The sequence below is a fragment of the Desmonostoc muscorum LEGE 12446 genome, assembly GCF_015207005.2.
Lineage (GTDB): Bacteria > Cyanobacteriota > Cyanobacteriia > Cyanobacteriales > Nostocaceae > Nostoc > Nostoc muscorum.
The window spans coordinates 89,988-111,645 of record NZ_JADEXS020000001.1 but is presented as its reverse complement, the minus strand read 5'-3'; the positions used below and the strand labels follow the sequence as shown (position 1 = coordinate 111,645).

18 protein-coding genes are annotated in these 21,658 nt (G+C 43.1%); 16 read left to right on the top strand and 2 right to left on the bottom strand.

Going from position 1 to position 21,658, the window contains the following annotated elements; all coding sequences use genetic code 11:
* Window positions 1–11 precede the first annotated feature (11 nt).
* The 5 genes from IQ276_RS00410 (at window position 12) to IQ276_RS00390 (ending at window position 6,566) form a co-directional block, all read left to right on the top strand.
* Entirely contained in the window at window positions 12–572 is a 561-nt protein-coding gene (locus IQ276_RS00410) for a 1,2-dihydroxy-3-keto-5-methylthiopentene dioxygenase (protein WP_193912905.1), read from the top strand.
* A 347-nt stretch (window positions 573–919) separates the two neighbouring features.
* Window positions 920–2,296 (top strand): HlyD family secretion protein, encoded by a 1,377-nt coding sequence (locus tag IQ276_RS00405; RefSeq protein WP_193912903.1) that lies wholly within the window; start codon window positions 920–922, stop codon window positions 2,294–2,296.
* A gap of 20 nt (window positions 2,297–2,316) precedes the next feature.
* Window positions 2,317–4,284, top strand: coding sequence for an ATP-binding cassette domain-containing protein (locus IQ276_RS00400; RefSeq protein ID WP_193912942.1), 1,968 nt, complete (start codon window positions 2,317–2,319; stop codon window positions 4,282–4,284).
* A 12-nt stretch (window positions 4,285–4,296) separates the two neighbouring features.
* Window positions 4,297–5,403, top strand: a complete 1,107-nt coding sequence (locus IQ276_RS00395; RefSeq protein ID WP_193912901.1) for an ABC transporter permease — start codon at window positions 4,297–4,299, stop codon at window positions 5,401–5,403.
* Window positions 5,404–5,444: 41 nt separating this feature from the next.
* The gene (locus IQ276_RS00390; RefSeq protein ID WP_193912899.1) at window positions 5,445–6,566 is read left to right on the top strand and encodes a DUF2705 family protein; all 1,122 of its coding nucleotides are present in this window, start codon (window positions 5,445–5,447) and stop codon (window positions 6,564–6,566) included.
* Window positions 6,567–7,059: 493 nt separating this feature from the next.
* On the opposite strand, the gene IQ276_RS00385 is transcribed toward IQ276_RS00390, so the two are convergent.
* Window positions 7,060–7,863 carry an SIMPL domain-containing protein gene (locus tag IQ276_RS00385; protein ID WP_235115319.1) on the bottom strand — a complete coding sequence of 268 codons (804 nt, stop codon included), beginning with the start codon at window positions 7,861–7,863 and terminating at the stop codon, window positions 7,060–7,062.
* Between the two features lie 393 nt (window positions 7,864–8,256).
* Window positions 8,257–8,634, bottom strand: a complete 378-nt coding sequence (locus IQ276_RS00380; protein WP_193924652.1) for a hypothetical protein — start codon at window positions 8,632–8,634, stop codon at window positions 8,257–8,259.
* Window positions 8,635–9,692: 1,058 nt separating this feature from the next.
* On the opposite strand from IQ276_RS00380, the gene IQ276_RS00375 reads away from it, so the two are divergent.
* The 11 genes from IQ276_RS00375 to arsJ all read left to right on the top strand — a co-directional run bounded on the left by IQ276_RS00375 (window position 9,693) and on the right by arsJ (window position 21,658).
* Window positions 9,693–10,535 (top strand): YaaW family protein, encoded by an 843-nt coding sequence (locus tag IQ276_RS00375; protein WP_190878351.1) that lies wholly within the window; start codon window positions 9,693–9,695, stop codon window positions 10,533–10,535.
* A complete protein-coding gene (locus IQ276_RS00370) occupies window positions 10,517–11,878 on the top strand; it encodes an O-antigen ligase family protein (protein WP_235115318.1) in 1,362 nt (453 codons plus the stop codon). The genes IQ276_RS00375 and IQ276_RS00370 overlap by 19 nt, the downstream gene beginning before the upstream one ends.
* A 464-nt stretch (window positions 11,879–12,342) precedes the next feature.
* Window positions 12,343–13,536 carry a caspase family protein gene (locus IQ276_RS00365; RefSeq protein ID WP_193924874.1) on the top strand — a complete coding sequence of 398 codons (1,194 nt, stop codon included), beginning with the start codon at window positions 12,343–12,345 and terminating at the stop codon, window positions 13,534–13,536.
* A gap of 77 nt (window positions 13,537–13,613) precedes the next feature.
* On the top strand, window positions 13,614–14,135 hold the full coding sequence (locus IQ276_RS00360; protein WP_235115317.1) for a Ycf51 family protein: 522 nt from the start codon (window positions 13,614–13,616) through the stop codon (window positions 14,133–14,135).
* 843 nt (window positions 14,136–14,978) lie between these two features.
* Entirely contained in the window at window positions 14,979–16,172 is a 1,194-nt protein-coding gene (locus tag IQ276_RS00355) for an iron-containing alcohol dehydrogenase family protein (RefSeq protein WP_235115316.1), read from the top strand.
* Window positions 16,169–17,404: an aspartate aminotransferase gene (locus tag IQ276_RS00350; protein ID WP_193922235.1), complete on the top strand. Its 1,236-nt coding sequence runs from the start codon at window positions 16,169–16,171 to the stop codon at window positions 17,402–17,404. The genes IQ276_RS00355 and IQ276_RS00350 overlap by 4 nt, the downstream gene beginning before the upstream one ends.
* A 45-nt stretch (window positions 17,405–17,449) precedes the next feature.
* Window positions 17,450–17,734, top strand: coding sequence for a hypothetical protein (locus tag IQ276_RS00345; RefSeq protein WP_193922237.1), 285 nt, complete (start codon window positions 17,450–17,452; stop codon window positions 17,732–17,734).
* Window positions 17,731–18,126, top strand: coding sequence for a type II toxin-antitoxin system VapC family toxin (locus IQ276_RS00340; protein WP_193922238.1), 396 nt, complete (start codon window positions 17,731–17,733; stop codon window positions 18,124–18,126). The genes IQ276_RS00345 and IQ276_RS00340 overlap by 4 nt, the downstream gene beginning before the upstream one ends.
* Window positions 18,127–18,143: 17 nt before the next feature.
* Window positions 18,144–18,467: an ArsR/SmtB family transcription factor gene (locus IQ276_RS00335; protein ID WP_193922239.1), complete on the top strand. Its 324-nt coding sequence runs from the start codon at window positions 18,144–18,146 to the stop codon at window positions 18,465–18,467.
* A 785-nt stretch (window positions 18,468–19,252) separates the two neighbouring features.
* On the top strand, window positions 19,253–20,269 hold the full coding sequence (locus IQ276_RS00330; RefSeq protein ID WP_235115315.1) for an ArsJ-associated glyceraldehyde-3-phosphate dehydrogenase: 1,017 nt from the start codon (window positions 19,253–19,255) through the stop codon (window positions 20,267–20,269).
* A gap of 126 nt (window positions 20,270–20,395) precedes the next feature.
* A complete protein-coding gene (gene arsJ, locus IQ276_RS00325; protein ID WP_235115314.1) occupies window positions 20,396–21,658 on the top strand; it encodes an organoarsenical effux MFS transporter ArsJ in 1,263 nt (420 codons plus the stop codon).

The following is a 21,658-nucleotide window of genomic DNA, read 5'->3' as shown; positions in this document are numbered from 1 at the left end:
TGAGGTAAATTATGGCGATTCTTAAACTAGAAGATGGGACAGTTTATACCGAATTCAAAGATATTGCCCAAGAATTAGCATCTTTAAAAGTTCAACTCAATCGCTGGACTTTAGGAGATAATCCTCAATTGCATCGGTTACTAGCAAAAGACAGTCTCAATAAAGAAGAAGAAGAAGAAGTACTAAAAACTTTAGACGGGTATTTTGAGCAAATCAAAGAAACGGCAGGCTATCAAAGGCGGGATTTAGTTGTTGTTCATCCAGAGATACCTAATTTGGATGCATTGCTCAAAGATTATGTCAAAATTCATACTCATGCTGATGATGAAGTACGTTACATCATTGATGGAGAAAGCGTTTTTGGTTTTGTGCGACCTGATGATAGTCAGGTAGAACTGACTTTACAGGCAGAAGATTATATTAATCTACCAGCAGGAACCATACATTGGGGCTGTGTGACTCCCGCACGACGGTTGAAAGCAATCCGCTATTTTACCAGCCCTGAAGGTTGGGCTGCAAATTACACTGGGACAGCAATTCGTTTTCGCCAAGCTGCTTTAGAAACAGTCTAAAAAATCATACCATTTAGGATTTTGGCGTTGCATAAATGCGGGATGAATTGAGATTTTTGACAAAGGCTAAAGGTGGATTCTTTGTGTCTTTGCGCGGCAGTTGCTCCTGTGTGGAAACCAAAAAGACCGCGCTGCCTTGCCTTTGCGTGAACTAAAAATCATCCCTAAATTTAGCAATGCCAGGATTTTTATACCAGTTTGAAAAAGAATGATACAGTTACATGGGAGCGTAAAACTTGTATGGTTAGATTGCAAAAGTTAAAAAGTATATTCTTTTACCTAAGCAAGCACCAAATTTATCGAATTATTGCAGATATAAGCCTTAATGATCAAGGGTAGGTAATAGTATGGCTCAAACTGCCTCCACAACTACAGATACTCTTCCGAATGCTCCAGTGCTGCCCTCTAAAGTTCGGCCTCGTCTTTTATCGTTGCCTTCACTATTGGTAGTGGTACTGGCTTTGGCAGCAGGTATTGGCTACACAATCTGGCGATCGCAAGGGCAACCAAGAACCGATGTAATTCATGTAAATGGGCGGATGGAGGGCTATGAAACTGAAATTGGTGTCAAGAGAGGCGGTAGGATTGAATGGATCGGTGTGCGGGAAGGCACAGCAGTTAAGAAAGGGCAGCGATTAATCAAGCTCGATGGTATTGAAGATCAATTACTCGCACAACAACTACGCGCTGCTGAGGCCCAATTGGCATCTGTGCAATCCGATGAACAGCAGGCATATTCAGATGTGGAACGAGTAAAAAGCGAAATAGAGCAAATCAACAGCCAAATTCAAGAAGCCCGATTAAATTTACAACAGTCACAAGGAGATACCCAAGGTAAGGTTGAGCAGGCTAAGTCCAACGTAGCGGCGGCAAGGGCGCAACTAGTGCAAGCACAAGCACAGGCAAAGCAGGCGGCGGCGGAAGTCAATCTCGCAAAAATTAATCGCGATCGCTATGCTGAACTGGTAGCTGAGGGCGCTATTAATCAACAGCAATTTGACCAAGCACAAACCACCTTAGACACGGCAGTAGCGACCCAAGAGGCACGACAGGCAGCAATAAATGCTGCTAGGGAACAATTAAGCGCTGCCCAAGGGGGACTAACCCAAGCGCAAACCACAGGCTTTAACCCTAACATTCGCAACGCCCAATTAGAAGCGCTCAAAAGAAAACGCGATCAAACCTCCGCCCAGCTAAAATCTGCTTGGGCAAAAGTGAAATCTGCCCAAGCAAGAGTCAAGGATGCCCAAGCAACTAAGCAGCAAAGCCTGATCCAGATTCAAGATTCCGAGAAAGACCTCAATGTAATTAGTCCCCTAGACGGGGTTGTGACTGTCCGCAGTTTTGAACCAGGCGCAGTAGTAGGTAGTCAAACCAAAATTCTGACAGTGGTTGACCCGAAGACAATTTATCTGAGAGGTTTTATTCCCGAAGGAGATATCGGCAAAGTTCGCTTGGGTCAGGTAGTCAAAATTTTTCTCGATTCTGCGCCCAATAAACCTCTCAAAGGTAAGGTGATTGCCATCGACCCACAAGCCTCGTTTACGCCAGAAAATATCTATTTTCAGAAAGATAGAGTCAAGCAAGTGGTTGGTGTTCGGATTAGTGTTGAAAACCCGGCTGGCTGCTTTAACCCCAATTTACCCTACGCTGGCACAGATTTGCCTTGTGCCAAGATTGGAATGCCAGGAGATGCAGAAATTTCTTTGCAGGGTGAAGGGTGAAACCAGTGAACCACCAAGCAATAACTGCTCCTCCTAACGTACCTCTAAACGATGGTTTCTCCACTGAAGTCATCCAAGTTCACGGCTTGCACAAACACTATGGTGGAGTAGCGGCAGTCAGGGGAGTTAATTTTACAGTGCGGTCAGGTGAGATGTTTGGGCTGATTGGCCCCGATGGTGCCGGTAAAACCACTACCTTTCATATTCTCGGCGGACTAATGGAGGCCACAGCCGGAGAAGTACGGGTATTTGGTCAACCTGCACGAGATGCTCGCTTGATGACGGGGTATTTAACGCAGCAGTTTTCTTTATACTTGGATCTCAGTATTGATGAGAATTTACGCTATGCAGCAGGATTGCGGCAAGTAGCCGATGATTTGTTGCAGGAACGTCGCCGTAAATACCTCCACTTGATGAATTTAGAGCAGTTTAGCGATCGCTTGGCTGGGCAACTCTCCGGTGGGATGAAACAAAAGCTAGCCCTATGCTGTGCTTTGGTTTCCCAACCACAACTTCTACTGCTCGATGAACCCACCACAGGCGTTGACCCGGTTTCTCGGCGGGAATTTTGGGATGTATTGTCAGAACTATCAGCTGAGGGCATGACTATTGTGGTGGCTACGCCCTACTTAGATGAAGCTGAGCGCTGTCATCGCGTAGCATTAATGTACAGTGGTCAAATTCAAGAAATTGGTACTCCTGGTTCTTTACGTGCTAGTCTCGGCTTGGAACGCTTGGAAGTCCGGACACCTAACATAGAAAAGACTGAGCAATTATTATCACATTTAGCACAACCAAATATCGTGGATGTCCAGACGTTTGGCGATCGCCTTGATGTCCTCGTTAAGGATGTTAATCTTGGTGAAACACAGGTACAGCAACTGTTACAACAGCATCAGCTAGCATCCTCCACCATCGAACGTGGCGAACCCACACTAGAAAACGTTTTCGTTGCGCGTCTACGGCAGCAGGGAGGAGCATCAGAATTGTTTGAGTTTCCCCGTTATAGAGGCGGGACACGGAAAAAGGGGGAAATGTGGCAACAAAACCCTGACTCCTCCAATATTGCGATCTCTGCTCACAACCTCACCCGTACATTTGGCAAATTCCAAGCAGTCAAAAACGTCAACATCGAGGTGCGCTACGGCGAAATATTCGGTCTTTTAGGAGCCAACGGTGCGGGGAAAACTACCACAATCAAAATGCTCTGTGGATTGGTAGAAGCTAGTAGCGGTGAAATTTCCCTTGGTGGCGAAGTGGGAAACCTGCGTAGTGTCGAACTTCGGCGGCGTATCGGTTACATGAGCCAAAAATTCACCCTCTACGATGACCTAACAATTTTAGAAAACCTGGAGTTTTATAGTGGTGTTTACGGCGTACCCCGAAAGTTACGTCGAGAAAAAATTGACTGGGTAATTGCTACTTGTGGACTGGAGGGGCAAGAAAAGATGCTCACGGGGCAGCTACCCGGTGGCTGGAAGCAGCGAGTAGCTTTTGGTGCTTCGGTGATGCATGAACCAGATATTTTATTTCTGGATGAGCCGACATCAGGAGTAGATCCCCTTGCTCGTCGTCAGTTTTGGAAGTTGATTAATAATTTTGCTCGTCACGGCACGGCAATATTAGTGACTACTCACTACTTAGAAGAAGCGGAACAGTGTAACCGCATGAGCTTTATGGTAGCTGGGAAAACTATGGCAGAGGGTTCACCTAGTTTTATTAAAGCCTCCCAACCAGGAAAACTGATCGAAATTGTGGTTGATCAAAATCAAGCCGCCTCAAAGCTACTGAAAAAACATCTAGAGCCGTGGCGTGTATCGATTTTTGCCAATAGTTTACACGTTGTTCTTGACCAACCCGACGAAGAAATTCCCCAAGTACTGGAAATTTTAGAATCCGCCCACCTGAGGGTTAAATCTCTGCGCCCTATTTCTTTTTCTTTGGAAGATGCATTTATTGGGATAGTGCAACGCGCACAAAAAATATAATTTGGAATCGCTATGAAACGTATTTTTGCTCAATGTACCAAAGAATTAGTACAGTTTCGCCGCGATCGCCTGACTTTGGCGTTAGCATTTCTATTGCCATTCTTAACGCTATTGATTTTTGGCTTTGCCATCCGGTTGGAGAGTAAAAATATTCCCTTAATAGTGCAGGATTTTGACCGCACAAATATCAGTAGTAGTTATATTGAGAGGTTATATGCAACCAATCAATTTCTGCCCAAACAATGGGCAGCAGATTATTCAGTACAGGAGGCGATCGACAAAGGTATTGCCAAAGTAGCAGTGATTATTCCTGCTGAATTTAGTCAGGATATACAAGCTCACAGAAATACTGTAGTGCAAGTCCTAATCGATGCCACAGATGTTAATAATGCTCGTGTGATTAAAAATAGTATTCAAGCAGTGACGATTTTTTTCTCACAAGAGCAAGGGCTTGTGCCAACTACTAGCAGCATTACTCCTCGGATACGCCTATGGTTCAATCCTGGCCGCGAAGAGAGATTGTATGTTGTACCAGGAGTATATGCAGTAGTCTTATGGATTTTCCCATCTTTGCTGGCAGCAATTGCAATGGTGCGTGAAAAAGAAAAAGGCACTATCCTTCAAGTATATACTTCCAGTATTACTGCTAGTGAATTATTACTAGGAAAAGCACTAGCTTATCTGATTGTTGCTGGGGTCGAAGCATTAGTGATTATAGGATTGGGGACGCTAATTTTTCAAGTTTACTTAATCAGCAATCCGATTCCTTTATTAATTGGGACATTTTTATTTCTTGCAGATAGTGTTTTATTTGGTTTGCTGTTAGGAGTGCGGAGTAGTAATCAAAATGCAGCCGTACAAGGAGTGGCTCTGATTGGTTTTATTACCTCATTGTTGTTATCTGGTTTTATTTATCCTCTCAATAACATTCCTTTTCCTCTTTCTTTCGTGTCACTTTTGGTTCCAACTCGTTATTTTATTAACATCACTCGTAGTGTGTTTGTCAGAGGCACGGGATGGACAGACATTTTGGTTGATTTGTTAATATTATTTGTATTTGCATTTTTATTTTTTAATCTATCTCGTAAAGCTTTAAACCGGATGCAATTGCCTAATTAAATTGTTTTATATCTTTTATAATTTACACTACAACAAATAAAATGAAATTTATTCTCAGACTATTTGATAATTTATTTTGGGCATTAGTTCGCAAAGAGATCAATCAGATTTTACGAGATAAACAATTAATTGTTTTATTAATAGTACCACCAATATTCCAATTATTGATTTATGGATTTGCACTTAATCCTAATGTACATAATTTGAAATTAGGGGTGATTGACTATGCCAATATAGCAGCGAGTCGAGAGCTAATAACGGCAATAACCTCGAATCAGATTTTTATCCTGGAATCTGTATCAATAAATGAGAAGGAGTTAACTAGTCAAGTAGAAGAAGGCAAGTTAAATTTGGGTATAATAATACCACCAGATTTTCCGAAAAAACTGGCAAACCGAAAAGCTGAAATTCAGGTATTTATTGACGGAGTAGATGCAAATACAGCAGGTATTGCTAGAAGCTACATAACCCAGATTGTCCAACAGTATAATATTCGCTTGGCAGATACCCAAGTTAATTTACCAGTGTCAACCCAAGTGGTGTTTCTCTACAATCCTGGGCTAACGAGTAGCTGGTTTTTTGTACCTGGAGTCATGGGCGTAGTACTAACGCTGATTAGCACACTTATTTCAGCAGTCATAGTTGTACGCGAAAAAGATACGGGAACTTTAGAACAATTGCTCATGACTCCAGCGACAAGTTGGGAAATTTTACTCTCGAAAATTTTACCATTAGTGTTCTTGCTAATGGGAGATGTTTTGCTGGCTTTGACTTTAGGAAAATTGGTCTTTGATCTACCTTTTATGGGAAATGCACTACTGTTTTTTGGGCTATCTGGTATATATTTATTTGTAGGAATTAGTTTAGGAATGATGTTAGCAACAATTTCACGATCGCAACAACAGGTTGTACTCATGTCATTTTTTATTAATATGCCAATGGTGCAAACTTCTGGAGCAATTGCACCCATTGAAGCCATGCCTTCCTTTTTTCAAATAATATCTTTACTCAATCCCTTACGTCATTACATCACTATTGTTAGAGGTATTTTACTTAAAGGTGTCGGTTTAGATGTGCTGTGGGTTAATGTTTTGGCACTCATTGCTTTTGCAGTTGTTCTACTGAGTATCAGTATTAATCAGTTTCGCAATCAAATGAATTAGGGGGAATGGGGACTGGGGAATGGGGAATGGGGACTGGGGAATGGGGAATGGGGACTGGGGAATGGGGAATGGGGAATGGGGACTGGGGAATGGGGAATGGGGAATGGGGAATGGGGAATGGGGACTGGGAAAAAGTTTTTTAAAATTTGGTGGTGGGTAATGAGCAACCACGATAATTTTTCGATTTGACACCCAATACTGGGTAGGTTTTGGAATTTCTTGGTTGAGGCAAGCTGTTCAATAGCCGGGGAGAAATGGAGGCTGGCGTTGAGTTTTGCCTCCCCTGCCTCCCCTGCTTCCCCTGCTTCCCCTGCCTCCCCTGCCTCCCCTGCCTCCCCTGCTTCCCCTGCCTCCCCTGCCTCCCCTGCTTATCCGAGCAGTATTGATTTGACACCCAATCCCTAAACCCTAATCCCCAGTCGCTTTTACACTTAAACGATCGCACTTTCCCATTTCAGGCTAATTTAAGTGCGATCGCACCGAATACAAATACTTATTTAGTTGTATATGTCACAAAAATATCCTTTTTCATCTCTACTTCCGCCGGGGTATCTGGATCGTAAGTTGGTGTTAATAAAAAACTAGCAAAAGAAGGTAAAGAAACTCCAGCTTTGGAATTACATGAAGGATAGAATAATGTATAAAATGGCTCGGCTACAGAAGGAGTGCCAAGTTTCGCACCCATAGCAGTCGCTAAAGCTTGAGCGCGACTTTGAGCGTCTTTCATTGCTGATTGATAAACTGAACTCTGCAAAGCTTGACAATCATTGACTGCGTATTCCACACCCACACTCTTGATAGTCAAGTTTTCGAGTTTGCTCGTCGCTGTGTTGGCTTTACCAACAATTTCCTGAATGCGATCGCGGGTTGGTTTTTCCACTCTCACCAATATTTTGGCATTATTTTCACTGGAATTAGTGTTAACTTGCACTTGAATTTTATCAGAACTAATTCCACTAGCAACTATGCTATCAACTATCGGCTGGAGACTTGCTTTAGTCAGGGTGTTTTTGCTTACTAAAGCCGGTAGAGGTGGAATTTGTCCTATTGGTGTTTTGTCATTTAAAAGTAGAGTTGGTAAAGTTTTGCGGCGGACTTGCGATAGCGTTGATGGTTGCGCTTCTAACTCATCATTGCCATCTTTACTACTGAATACTAATTCAATATCCGCTGTATCTGCTGGGGCTTTTACTACCCCTTGACCCATTACCATTATTGAATGGCGATCGCTCGCTGGTGGATAAAATAATTGGGCATTACTGACTTTAGGTGTTAATGCTTCCATCCCAACAGTCATAGTTATACTTACCAGCGTCACAGCAGTTATTTTTCTCATGTTCTGGCAATGCCCTTTGAATATATTAATTGTCAAATTTTACACTTCAAGAGCAATATACTGAATCTTTGATGAAAAAATTCACTAAAAAAATTACTAGAGGAAAGTTAGGGACTTCCAACTAAAAAAATATTCCATCACTGTGAAGGCAGGGGGCAGGGGGCAGGGGGCAGGGGGAAAGAACAGTCCCGTTGAGTCCAGAAATTGGAATAATTTATTTTTTGGAGTTCCCTTACGAGTCGCGATCCCATTTCACTTGAAAGTTGATACAGATACCTCGGTAGATTAGCACAGCTGTGCTAACCTACCGAGGTATCAAGATTTTCGTGAAAAGGTGGGGACTTTTGCGACTCGTTAACCAAACCAGTGAGAGGGTTCACAACCGGGTTGAACTGTTTCACAAAGGTGATGGCTAATCCAATCTGACTTTTCTTGAACGATTGAACAAATACCTTGGTGAATCAAATTTTGTAAATGTAGTTGCTGCTCTAAAGGTTTACGAGGCAACTGATAATTTAGCAAACTTTCTTGTTCCGCCTTGGCTAGGGAAATATGTCTGTCAGATATGACGCTATAAAAAGAGGGAATGCGGTTGAGGACGAAAGCAATTAGCTCTTGGCGTAAGTCAGGAATCGCAAAAGCTTGTTGATATGGATGGTATGGATATGTATCCAAAACGCTTTCAATCTCTCCTATTACTGATTGCTGAGTTAAATTAACTACAGTTTTCATAATTTTTTAAACTCCTTTTTTAATCCAGTCAATGATTAGTGAAGTAAACAACTTTTTTAGATGGCAATGTTGTGATGATAATCAGTTAAAAGTAATTCAACTGATAGATGCAATAGTCCCTAAAACTAGCCTTTTATTAGGGTAGAATATCAAACATTTTGTTGTGCTGATTTTAGTTAAAGTTTATACTGTTTTACAGTATGACTGATTAAAACCGCACTGACTAAACTGATAGACTGCCGACATTTTATATTTATAATACTTATTATTTCAAATTCCTGCCTTTTTGGCAGAAATCTACATAAAACGCAGCATAATCTTTCGGGGATCAAGATTAACAGCAATCACACAACTTGCGTTAGTCAGAAATTTTTAGTGAAATTAAACCTTGTTGGTAACTAAGATCACTTTTGAGTTTGCGACAAAAGTTTCTGTTTCATAGAGAAAAATTATTTGTTGCACATTGATTTAGGAAGTCAGAAAAATAATAACTTACTAGACCGTCAAATCAGTCTAGCGACAGATGAAATGATTGAGTAAAAACTTTTAAAAAGTTCACATTATCTGAGGTAGACGGACTGTCTTGAAAATAGGCAGTAGGTAGAGACGCGATTGATCGCGTCTCTATGGGAATAGAGATTGGCTAAAAGGTTATTTTTGTCACAACGGTATGTAATTTATCGATTACATTAATGTCTAGCTTGATTTACATGTGCATTTATAGCGATTTTCATTTGAATGAGATACACGGTAGGGGCACAACATGTTGTGCCCCTACTCCACGCAATTGCAAACTGCTATATGCTATCGATGAAAACCACGCTTGCAGGTTTTAAGCTGGTAAACTCAAATAAATACGTGCTATTTAGTGGGAATAATTGCAAACACGAAGGACTAACCTAGTACGGAGAAATCCCCGCACATAAGTCACTACTGCTCATGCAGCAAGCCTACATCACTGCAAATAACGGCAAGTTAGGGAAGTCAATACTAATGACTGCTGAAAGCTAATAGTAGAATAAGGTACAGAAAAGCTGCACGGAAGGGAGGAAGGGAAATTGGATGAGATGAGGGCGGCGCTGGAGTTAGCGACCGAAGAAGAATTACAAGACTTGACGGCAATTTTATTTAGTCGTAAGTTCAATCCCCTAGACTACGTTCATACACCCGAACCCATCGAAGTGCAAAGCCAAGACCGCAAAGCTTGGCTAGACGCACTAGAAGGTCGCTTCCGCTTTTTAGCGGCAGATGGGATGACGGTATTGCGGGGACGCACAGACCAAGTAACTTACCGACAAGCACTCGTTCAAGTATGTAAGTATCTAAAAATTCCTTATTCTAATCAGTTGACAACCGTTGATTTAGAAGCAGAAGTATTTTTGCATCTACTAGGACAGGTGTGGAAAAAATTGCCGGAACAGGAAAAGCAAAAATTGACTCTACGGGTGCAGCATCACCTTGTCAAATCAGAACTAAAAGAACCTTTACCACTTTTGTTGCAACGCGATCCCTTGGGGTTACTTTTTAAAGGCGGTAGTGCATTAGTTGTGACTTCCATGCTCCAGCCACTTGTACTGAAGCAAATTGCTCGTCAATTTGCCATACATCTTGCTACCTACGAAGTAGCTAAACAGGCGGCGATTACAGGTGCTGAAGCTGCTACAACCCAATTTCAAAGCTATGTAACTATGCAAATGGCCAGACGGGGTATGACTGTGAGTGCAGCTCGTTATGGAGCAGTCCGTAGTATATTTACCGTGATTGGGCCGATGATGTGGGCTTGGTTTTTTGCGGACTTAGGGTGGAGAGCGATCGCTACTAACTATGGTCGCATCATTCCTACCATCTTCGCCTTAGCTCAAATTCGTCTCACTCGTGCTGAATGTTGGGAGCCAGCTTGAACAAAGGTTTTTACCATTTCAACTCCCGTTGGAACTACTCTTTATTGGCACTGTTAATCTTCCCGTTGAGTCCTTTAGTCGGGGCTGTGACTATAGGTTTTGTATCATTATTCACTTGGATGAAACAAAACCACCAAATTAGCCGCCGCCCTCTCAACTGGGGATTTGCCCTTTTGAGTCTGTTGCTGATTGTTAGTGCTGGGTTTGCCCAGAACAAGACAGAAGCTTTCCTCGGCTTATTTAATTTTTTACCATTCTTTTTAGTTTTCGCCGCCTTCAGCACCCTGATTCAAACAACTGCCCAATTGCGGCAAATGTCTTGGGCTTTGGTAATCGGTTCGATGCCGGTGGCGACTCTCGGTTTAGGACAATTATTTTTGGGCTGGAATTTTAAGTTCCAGTTTATCTGGGTTGTATTGAGTTGGACAATTATACCAGGAGGAAATCCACCAGGCCGCATCGCCTCATTTTTCTTGCACGCCAACACCTTCGCTGCCTATTTAGTAATAGTTTTCATCCTTAGTCTTGGGTTGTGGCTCGAACAATGGCGATCGGGTATTGGGTATGGGGGATTGGGTATTGGGAAGAATTCAGTCCCCAGTCCCCAGTCACCAGTCCCCAGTCCCCACTCCCCACTCCCCTTCCTCTTCCTAACCTTGGCGGTGATTACGAATTTCATCACCTTAATTTTCACCAATTCACGTAATGGATGGGCGATCGCTATTTTTGCCTGTTTAGCTTATGCACTGTACCAAGGTTGGCGGATTCTTGTGGGTGGCGTCGTCGGTATCGTCACTAGCGTTATGTTGGCAGCTTTTGCTCCCTCACCGATCGCTCAATTTTTTCGCCGGTACGTTCCTGCTTTCTTTTGGGCAAGGTTAAACGATGATATGTATCCAGGTAGACCAGTGGCTTTAATGCGAAAAACTCAGTGGGAGTTTGCCTGGTCGTTGGCTTGGCAACATCCTTGGACGGGCTGGGGTTTACGTAGTTTTACTGTACTTTACAAAGCACAAATGCAAATTAAGTTGGGTCATCCCCACAATTTGTTTTTAATGTTATCTGCTGAGACTGGTTTTATCACTACTTTTTTATTTTGCGGCTTACTGGGTTGGATTTTGATTACAGGAGTCCAATTACTGCGAAATTCAAAACACATATATACAGAAGATAGATTGCTAATTTTCAGTTATCTTCTGGCCGTTGTGGGCTGGATTCTATTGAATACCGTAGACGTAACCCTATTCGATTTTCGTTTGAATGCCCTTTCATGGTTAATTTTGGCTGCTACTTGTGGAGTAGTTCATCGTTATAACCAACAAGAAAAGCTTGCATCTCATTGAACTGGGGATTAGGGAGTGGGTAATGAACAAGTTCTTAGGGTGCGTCAATCGTAGATTTTTAGCTACAAATTGGGTATTTTTTAAAATCGAAGTCTCTGAATTCTTTTTCAGTGTATGCACTGGAGACGTTTAAAGCCTTAAGTTAATAATATAACTATATTCACGTCTGTGACTGTGAGTGTGACTAAAACCTAATTAGTCACTGTTGCTGATTGTTGGGAAGGTGTAGGGATAGCCCTTTAGGGTTTTCCTGCATGACGGGCATCTCTTGTAGATGCCCTTTTGTATGTTTATTTTTCAGGAATGAAATTGGAATTTCTGCATTAAATTATTTTCCACAATTTTGCATTAGTTTTGATAATTGTATTCTTAAACATTCAGTAAAAAATTACACTTTTATATGGCGATTTACATACATGAGATGCCATAATTTGGAAAAAATCTTTGGGATGTAAGTAATAAATATGACTTTCAATCGCCGTCAATTTTTGCAAATTACTGGTTCGAGTGTTGCGGGGTTTGGATTAAGTCAATTCTTTACGCAAGCCGATCGCTTTGGTCAAGTTCTCGCAAAAACTACACCACGTAAACTTGCATTGCTGGTTGGGATTAACAAATATCCTGGAGAAGACGCACTGCGGGGATGTGTTAACGATACTGAATTGATGCGGCATTTGCTTACATATCGCTTTGGATTTCAGCCAACAGATATTTTAACTTTGACAGATGAAAAAGCAACTCGTACTGGCATCCTCCAAGGATTTGAAGAACATTTGATTAAACAAGCCAAGCCCGATGATGTGGTAGTGTTTCATTATTCCGGGCATGGTTCCCAGGTTTACGATCCACATCCCATAACTGAGGAACTAGGATTAAACGGTACTTTCGTACCTGTGGATTCGGGTTTGCCTGCTGGCTATCCCGAAAAAAGCGGTACAGTGCAAGACATCATGGGGCACACGTTATTTTTGTTGATGTCAGCTTGTCAAAGTGAAAATTTTACAGCCGTTTTGGATAGTTGTTTTTCGGGTGGGGCGACGCGCAGCTACAAAGTGCGATCGCGCCGTGGTGGTAACTCAGTCCAAATTTCCGCAAACGAAAAAGACTATCAAAGAAAATGGCTATCAAAACTCAACCTTTCACCTCAAGAATTTACCCGACGCTATCGGGCGGGAGTTGCTAAAGGCGTGGTACTCGCAGCCACAAACCCCGAACAAACCGCAGCCGATTCGAGATTTAATGGCTTCTATGCAGGAGCGTTTAGTTACCCACTAACACGTTATCTCTGGCAAAATAGCAGCACACCAGAAAAAGCGATCGCCCAAGTACTTGAGTATCTATCTGAAGAAGATTACGAACAAACACCCATCCTGGAAGTCAAGCCCCAAAGTGGGTATGAAACGCAACCTATATTTTTCCTCCAAGGAGCAAATACCACCGCCGATGCTGTGATTACCGAAATTAGTGGTAATCGAGCAAAAATTTGGCTTGGTGGTGTTGATATCGGAAATATAGAAGAAGGTGCCGAATTTAGGGCAATGGGTGTCAATAAAGCTAACTCTCCACAGGTGCAATTGATATCGCGCACTGGATTAGTAGGAATTGCCACAGTCAAAGGTATTGTAAAAGCAGGGATGTTGTTGCAGGCGATCGCATAAGCAAGGAATAAAAGTATCGAGTCTCTGTAAAATGGGGTTGTCGGTAACAAAAAAAAGACGCCTCAGCAATCAACTTTATGCTCACAACAGCTGATTTTTTTCAGTACACCCAATGGTCGGGTATAGCTACCTTGGTATTCGCTGCCTTAGCAGTGTTGGGTTTTGTTCTCAAATGGGGCATCCGCTTCCGCCTGGTGGGCACGACTGGCTTTATGGTGGTGCTAACAGCTGGTTTGTTTGCACTCTCCATAGTCCCCTTGAGTCGCACTGTGATTCCGGGAGCAGTGCGCTACAGTCTAGTTTATGACAATGGTTCAACACAAGCGGCGATCGCCGTATCACCCAAAATTTCTCCTACAGAATTAGAAGCAACTTTACGTCAAGCAGCTAGCAATCTTTATTCTTATGGTCGTTCTGGTACACTCCAAGACGATAAGTTAACAGTTCGCGCCCGTACCATTCTTCATCCAGAGCCAGGGATTTCAGTACCAGTTTACTTGGGTGAAGTCAAGCGATCGCTCGTTTATCGTGACAACTCCCCAATAAAAGTGGAAATTTATCAAGACAAATTCGCCCAATTGCCGAAATCTAAGGGTTAAGGGGACTGGGGACTGGGGACTGGGGACTGGGGACTGGGGACTGGGGACTGGGGACTGGGGACTGGGGACTGGGGACTGGGGACTGGGGACTGGGGACTGGGGACTGGGGACTGGGGACTGGGGACTGGGGACTGGGGACTGGGGACTAGGCATGAAAAGAGAACAAGGGAATGAGGGGAAAAACTTATTTTAATTCGTGTTCTTGTCCTCCCATCTCCCCCAATACCCAATCCCCAGTCACCAGTCCCCAATCCCTAATGCTTGTTATCAGAATGACATTATTGATTTTGTATTTACCGATACTTTAAAGATTATTTTTAGATTAAGATGTTTACACTTTAGTGGTTGGGCTGTAGGCAAAAGTTAATCAGTGTCAGGGTTATGGATACTGACAGTTGTGATTTGTCAGTTGTTTTCCTAGTTACCAATGTTGCCATATTCAAAAATATTTGCAGCTGAGTTAGCTGTAGAGACCTACAAAGGTACGCTCCTAGCTTATGTATTCTGTAGCTGGGATTGCCTGAAATGGTGCGACTACTGAAGAGATTCTCAGATATCGATCGCTTTTTTTGGGAATCTGAGAGTGGTAATGTTATTTAATTATACGGTTATTCAAAACTTTGATAGTTCGGAATTTCAGATCAATGGGCATCATCGATTCAGGCAACGTCGTCAAATTACTTAACCAGTGGGCAACAGGCTTTGTCTATTTCATGGCACGGCTAAAATCTAAGTGAAGGGGTGTTAAATTTGTAGCCATCTTTAAATCAGCTTGGCAACAAGTATCCCTAACCCCAAGTCAATTTGATTAAGAAATATCAAAGTTTTGGCAAACTAGTTTATATGCCTAATAAATTTTCTACTCAACCTTCTTTGTCTACTCAAACCTCTAGTTCGTTATTTACGCTCACAGTTGCCCCAGCAAAAGTAATCCGTGGTTCTGGCGTGTTGCAAGCAGCCGCGTCAGAAATTGCCTGCTTGGGAAATCGGCCTTTAATTGTGGCAGGCGATCGCACTCTCGCTATCAGCCAAGAAAATCTGCAACCGATTTTAGAAACGCAACAGTTACATTCTGCCCAACTTTCCTATGGTGCAGATTGCTGCGAAGCTAGTTTGAAAAGTTTACGCAAGACAGCCAAAGAACATAAAGCTGATGTGATTATCGGTGTTGGTGGTGGCAAAGCCCTGGATACAGCGAAATTACTCGCCCAACAGTTACAGTTGCCAGTGGTGACAATTCCGACTTCAGCGGCTACCTGTGCAGCTTGGAGTGCCTTGTCGAATGTTTATTCAGAAGACGGGGCATTTCTTTATGATGTGGGGCTGTCTCGTTGTCCCGATTTATTGATACTTGATTATGACTTGATTAAAACAGCACCACAACATACTTTAGTAGCTGGAATTGGTGATGCGATCGCCAAGTGGTACGAAGCCTCAGTTAGCAGTGGGCATCTACAAGACACTTTAATTATTGCCGCCCTCCAACAAGCACGAGTTTTGCGAGATATCCTCTTGCAAAAGTCAGCCGCCGCCCTCCAAGAACCAGGTAGTGAAGTTTGGCGAGAAGTCGTAGATGCGACTGTGTTACTCGCGGGCGTAGTTGGGGGACTTGGAGGGGCGCAGTGTCGCACTGTTGCTGCCCATGCGGTGCATAATGGTTTAACGCACATTTCGGGACACGGCAGTATTCATGGCGAAAAAGTTGCTTTGGGAATTTTGGTGCAACTGCGTTTAGAAGAAATGCTACAAAACAATCAACTAGCAGCATCGGCACGACAGCAGTTGTTAAAGTTCTACGCAGAAATTGGACTACCCCAAAAATTAAGTGATTTGGGATTGGGCAATATAACATTAGGTGAGTTGCAAACCGCCGCTGAAGTTGCCCTAGCTCCTAATTCTGACATCCATCGACTACCTTTTAAAGTCGCGCTGGAACAATTGATGGCGGCAATGGTTTCTACCACTGCACCTATAGATAGTAAAGATACGATGAATCGAGTTTCGCCCAAGGGAATGAGTGACGAGGTTGAAGAATGAGTAGTTTAAATTGGATAGTGCCAGCAGAACGTATACAAAAACTGCCACCTTATGTATTTGCCCGTTTAGATGAACTAAAAGCTAAAGCACGGGAACAAGGGTTAGATTTGATTGATTTGGGTATGGGAAACCCCGATGGTGCAACACCACAACCAGTGGTAGAAGCGGCCATCGCTGCTTTGCAAAATCCCGCCAATCACGGTTATCCTCCCTTTGAAGGCACTGCGAGTTTCCGCCGAGCGATTACTAATTGGTATCGTCGGCGTTATGATGTTGTTCTCGATCCTGATAGCGAAGCTTTGCCACTGCTGGGTTCCAAAGAAGGATTAACTCATTTAGCGATCGCCTACATTAACCCTGGTGATGTGGTTCTGGTTCCTTCTCCCGCTTATCCCGCCCATTTTCGCGGCCCAGCGATCGCCGGGGGAAAAATCCACAGCTTGATTCTCAAACCAGAAAATGACTGGTTAATCGATTTAGCTGCCATTCCCGATGAAGTTGCCCAACAAGCCAAAATCCTCTACTTCAACTATCCCAGCAATCCCACCGCCGCCACCGCCCCCCGCGAATTCTTTGAAGAAATCGTCGCCTTCGCCCGCAAACATGAAATTTTGCTGGTGCATGATTTGTGTTACGCCGAGTTAGCGTTTGATGGTTATCAACCCACTAGCTTGTTAGAAATTCCCGGCGCCAAGGAAATTGGTGTAGAATTTCACACCTTATCCAAAACCTACAACATGGCTGGTTGGCGCGTCGGGTTTGTGGTGGGGAATCGGCATGTAATCCAAGGTTTGCGGACGCTAAAAACTAACTTGGATTACGGCATTTTTGCCGCCTTGCAAACAGCCGCCGAAACCGCTTTGCAACTACCAGATGTGTATTTGCATGAAGTACAACAACGCTACCGGACTCGTCGGGATTTCCTGATTGAAGGATTAGGACAGCTGGGTTGGGATATCCCCAAAACCAAAGCAACGATGTATCTTTGGGTGAAATGTCCTGTGGGGATAGGTTCTACAGATTTTGCCCTGAATGTCTTGCAGCAAACTGGCGTTGTGGTTACCCCAGGTAACGCCTTTGGGGTTGCGGGTGAAGGGTATGTCAGAATTAGTTTGATAGCAGATTGCGATCGCTTGGGTGAAGCTTTACATCGCTTCAAGCAAGCTGGCATCCGCTATCAACCGGAAACTGTAGTTTCTACTTCAGGAGCGATCGCCGATCTCGTTAGTTGATTAGATGATCTTTGATATCATGTAAAAAACTAGATAGAGTTAAAAATGATTGGTACTAATATTTACATCAGTCAAGAAACTCAAGAATCTCTAATTAAAGCTGCTGCTTTAAAAGAAATGTCTGTTGAAGAACTAGCTTCTTCTATTTTGAGGGAAAGTATCCAAGAAAAGTTAGGGCAAATGAGCTATTCTTCTGAGAATAAAAGCAAATTTGCCATTAATCCTCTTGTGAATATGCAACCCTATGCTTATTTGGCAGATCCGAATGAACCCGTGATTTCTCCTGATGATTGGGAAATGAATCAGAATTTGGAAGAGAATGATTTGTGATTATTCTTGATACTCATCTTTGGATTTGGTGGAATCACAATGATTCAAAGTTGACTCCTGCTCACCGTAAGGTAATAAATAGGGAAAGACCTTATGGTTTAGGTGTTTGCTCCATAAGTTGGTTAGAAATTAGCAGACTTGTTACCCAAAATAAGTTAATTCTTCCTTGTTCTATTCAAGAATGGTTTAATATTGCTTTCGCACAAGAGGGAGTAATTCTTCTATCAATCACTCCCCAAATCGCCATTGATTCCTACTCACTTCCAGGGGATTTTCATAAAGATCCAGCCGATAGAATTATCGTTGCAACAGCAAGAATTTATAACGTTCCTTTGGTAAGTATAGATGAAAAAATACTTGCCTATTCTCATATAAAAAGAATTCTTCCTTGATTATTAAAACCTAATTCATGCAAACCCCCGCTGCCACTATTCCTCATTTAATTGCTGCGGGCTTTCACGCCCTTTCCGATCCACTCAGAATTAAGGTATTGGAACTGTTACGACAGCGAGAATTATGTGTGTGTGATTTGTGCGATGCCTTGGGGGTAAGTCAGTCGAAATTATCTTTTCATCTGAAAACCCTCAAGGAAGCTGGCTTAGTTAACTCGCGTCAAGAAGGACGCTGGATTTATTACAGTTTGAATTTGCCCCAATTTAGTGTTTTAGAAGAATATCTGGCAGATTTTAGCCGTAATAGTGTCATCTCATCTGCACGTCCCTGCTGCGATTAGGAATAGTTTTATCCACACCTTGGGCAAACGAGATTCTCAAGGTTAGATGACAACTACTGAATACATCAATTTTTTTTGATGAATTTTTGTGTATAGTGCTATGCTTGATCTTGACACATCAATTTTTTTTGAAATGATATAAATATACCTTCAAAATTAACTATAAAGGTGAGTTCAATGAAAGCGATACCAAAAAAATTGGCTCTCGCATTTGGAGTGTGGCTGTTGTTAGCAGTTGCACAGACATATCCAATTCCAATACAGTTCAGTTAAGCCTTTCTTTCTTCTCTTTGTGTCCTTCTCTGACGAGACGCTACGCGAATGCGGTAGCCTGCGGCAAGCCGCTTTGCGTCTACGTTCAAAAAATTGACTTTGACCAAGAGTTTTAGCCTTAACCCAAGCGTATTGCATCCAATTCATCTAGTCGAAAGCAACAGGTTGTAGTTAACTTTTCCAGTACTAGCGCCGGGTTTAAAAATTTTGTAGCAAACAGACAGATATCAGCACCCCTCGCGTCCCACTTGAAAGCAGAGATCGAAACTTGCAACAAAAATGGTGTCAAGTTTATCGAGTTACCTATTGCTTTTGATGCGTTGAATGTTGCGATAAATTCGGAAAAAACACTGGCTTTTTTAATAGTTAGTAGTAGGTATTTTAGTGCTTAAAAATCAAGAACTAAAGTTATTATTCAGAACGCATTATTGAATCAGTTTGGTATTACCAATTAATTGAACATGCATTCATAAACTCAGATTTTGTTGATTTAAATAAACTTAGGAAAACCGATGAGAGTACGTGTTGGCATCAACGGATTTGGCAGAATTGGACGGCTTGCTCTGCGGGCTGCTTGGGGTTGGTCAGAGCTAGAGTTTGTGCATATCAACGAGATTAAAGGCGGGGCACTCACAGCGGCTCATTTGCTCAAATTTGATTCTGTCCACGGGCGTTGGTCACCGGAAGTAGAAGCAGAGGGGGAACGCATCCTGATTGATGGTATATCCCTGAGCTTTAGCGAACATTCCCAACCTGGTGAAGTTCCTTGGGAAGAATTGGGCGTTGATCTCGTGCTGGAATGCTCCGGCAAGTTTAGGACTCCCGCCACCCTAGACCCGTATTTTAAGCGGGGAGTACAAAAGGTAATTGTGGCTGCTCCGGTAAAGGAAGAAGCCTTGAATATCGTTATGGGGGTTAATGACTACCTCTATGAGCCAGAAAAACATCATCTCCTAACCGCTGCTTCTTGTACAACTAACTGTTTGGCTCCAGTTGTGAAGGTAATCCATGAAGGCTTGGGCATTAAACATGGAATTATTACCACCATCCATGACAATACCAATACTCAGACCATCGTAGATGCACCTCATAAAGATCTACGCCGCGCACGGGCTACCAGTCTGTCCTTAATTCCTACCACCACTGGATCGGCAACAGCGATCGGACTGATTTATCCAGAACTCAACGGCAAACTCAACGGTATAGCAGTAAGAGTGCCATTGCTCAACGCTTCTTTGACAGACTGTGTATTTGAAGTTGTGCGACCCACCACCGTAGAAGAGATTAATAACTTACTAAAAGCAGCTTCCGAGCAAGCACCGCTCAAAGGAATTCTCGGCTACGAAGAGCGTCCTTTAGTATCCATCGACTACAAAGACGATCCTCGGTCTTCCATCATTGATGCCCTCTCGACGATGGTGGTAGACGAGACGCAAGTGAAAATACTTGCCTGGTATGACAACGAATGGGGCTATGCCAACCGGATGGTTGAACTCGCCCGTAAAGTAGCTCTGAGTTTGAAAAAGTAATCAGAATGGGGCATTGGCCAAACAGCTTATTCTTTCTCCCCCTGCCCCCCTACTCCCCCTGCCTCCACCACTCCCCCTGCTCCCCCTGCCCCCCTGCCCCCCTGCCCCTCATCTCCCCACTCCCTCATGGCTTCTACCACAGCTTCTAGCGCCAATTTCAAAAACTATATCCTAGTCACCCTCGCCTATTGGGGCTTCACCATCACCGATGGCGCCCTGCGAATGCTGGTGCTGCTTTATTTCAACCAAATTGGCTATACCCCACTGCAAATCGCCTTTTTATTCCTGTTCTACGAAGTCTTCGGAATTATTACGAACTTTTTAGGCGGTTGGATTGGTTCTCAATTAGGACTAAAAGTTACCCTTTATACTGGCATCGGGCTACAAATTTTCTCTTTAGTCATGCTGTCATGGCTAAATCCCGATTGGGTACAGTGGTTGGCAGTTGTTTATGTGATGGTGGCACAGGCATTTTCTGGAATTGCCAAAGACTTAACGAAGATGAGTTCTAAAAGTGCTATTCGGTTGGTGGTGCCCCAGGATGCCCAGTCATCTTTGTTTAAGTGGGTGGCAGTACTGACAGGTTCTAAGAATGCTCTCAAAGGAGTTGGCTTCTTTGTTGGTAGCGCACTTTTGGCTTCGGTTGGGTTCGTCAATTCCCTGTGGATTATGGCAGGGGGACTGTTCTTGATTATGTTCACTGGGCTACTGCTGCCTAAAGGAATGGGCAAAATCAAGAAAAAAGTCAAGTTTAGCCAACTCTTTTCTAAGAGCCAAGAGATCAATATTCTCTCAGCTGCCCGATTCTTTTTATTTGGTTCCAGGGATGTCTGGTTTGTTGTGGCATTACCAGTATTTTTACGTGAAATTTTGGGTTGGTCGTTTTATCAAGTTGGTGGATTCTTGGCTTGTTGGGTGATAGGTTACGGTCTTGTTCAGTTCTTGGCGCCAACACTGATTCAGCGATTTGGTTCTGGTCGTCCACCGCAATCAAAAACCATCCAATTCTGGACATTTACCCTCACTGTAGTTCCAGCCGCGATCGCTCTTGCTCTCCAACTAGGTATAAGAGCCAATATTGCCATCGTTGGCGGACTCCTCGTCTTTGGTGTAGTGTTTGCCTTCAACTCAGCAGTTCATTCTTATCTAGTATTGGCATTTACTGATGATGACAAAGTAGCGTTGAACGTCGGTTTTTATTACATGGCAAACTCTGGTGGTCGATTAGCTGGCACTGTCTTATCAGGTTTGATATATCAGTTTTTCGGCTTAGTTGGTTGCCTGTGGACATCCATGTTCTTTGTCCTAGCAGCAGCATTAATTTCTCTCAAGCTACCCGATCCCGAACCAAGCAAAGCGATCGCTTGGAAAGCTGGAGATGGGGATTAG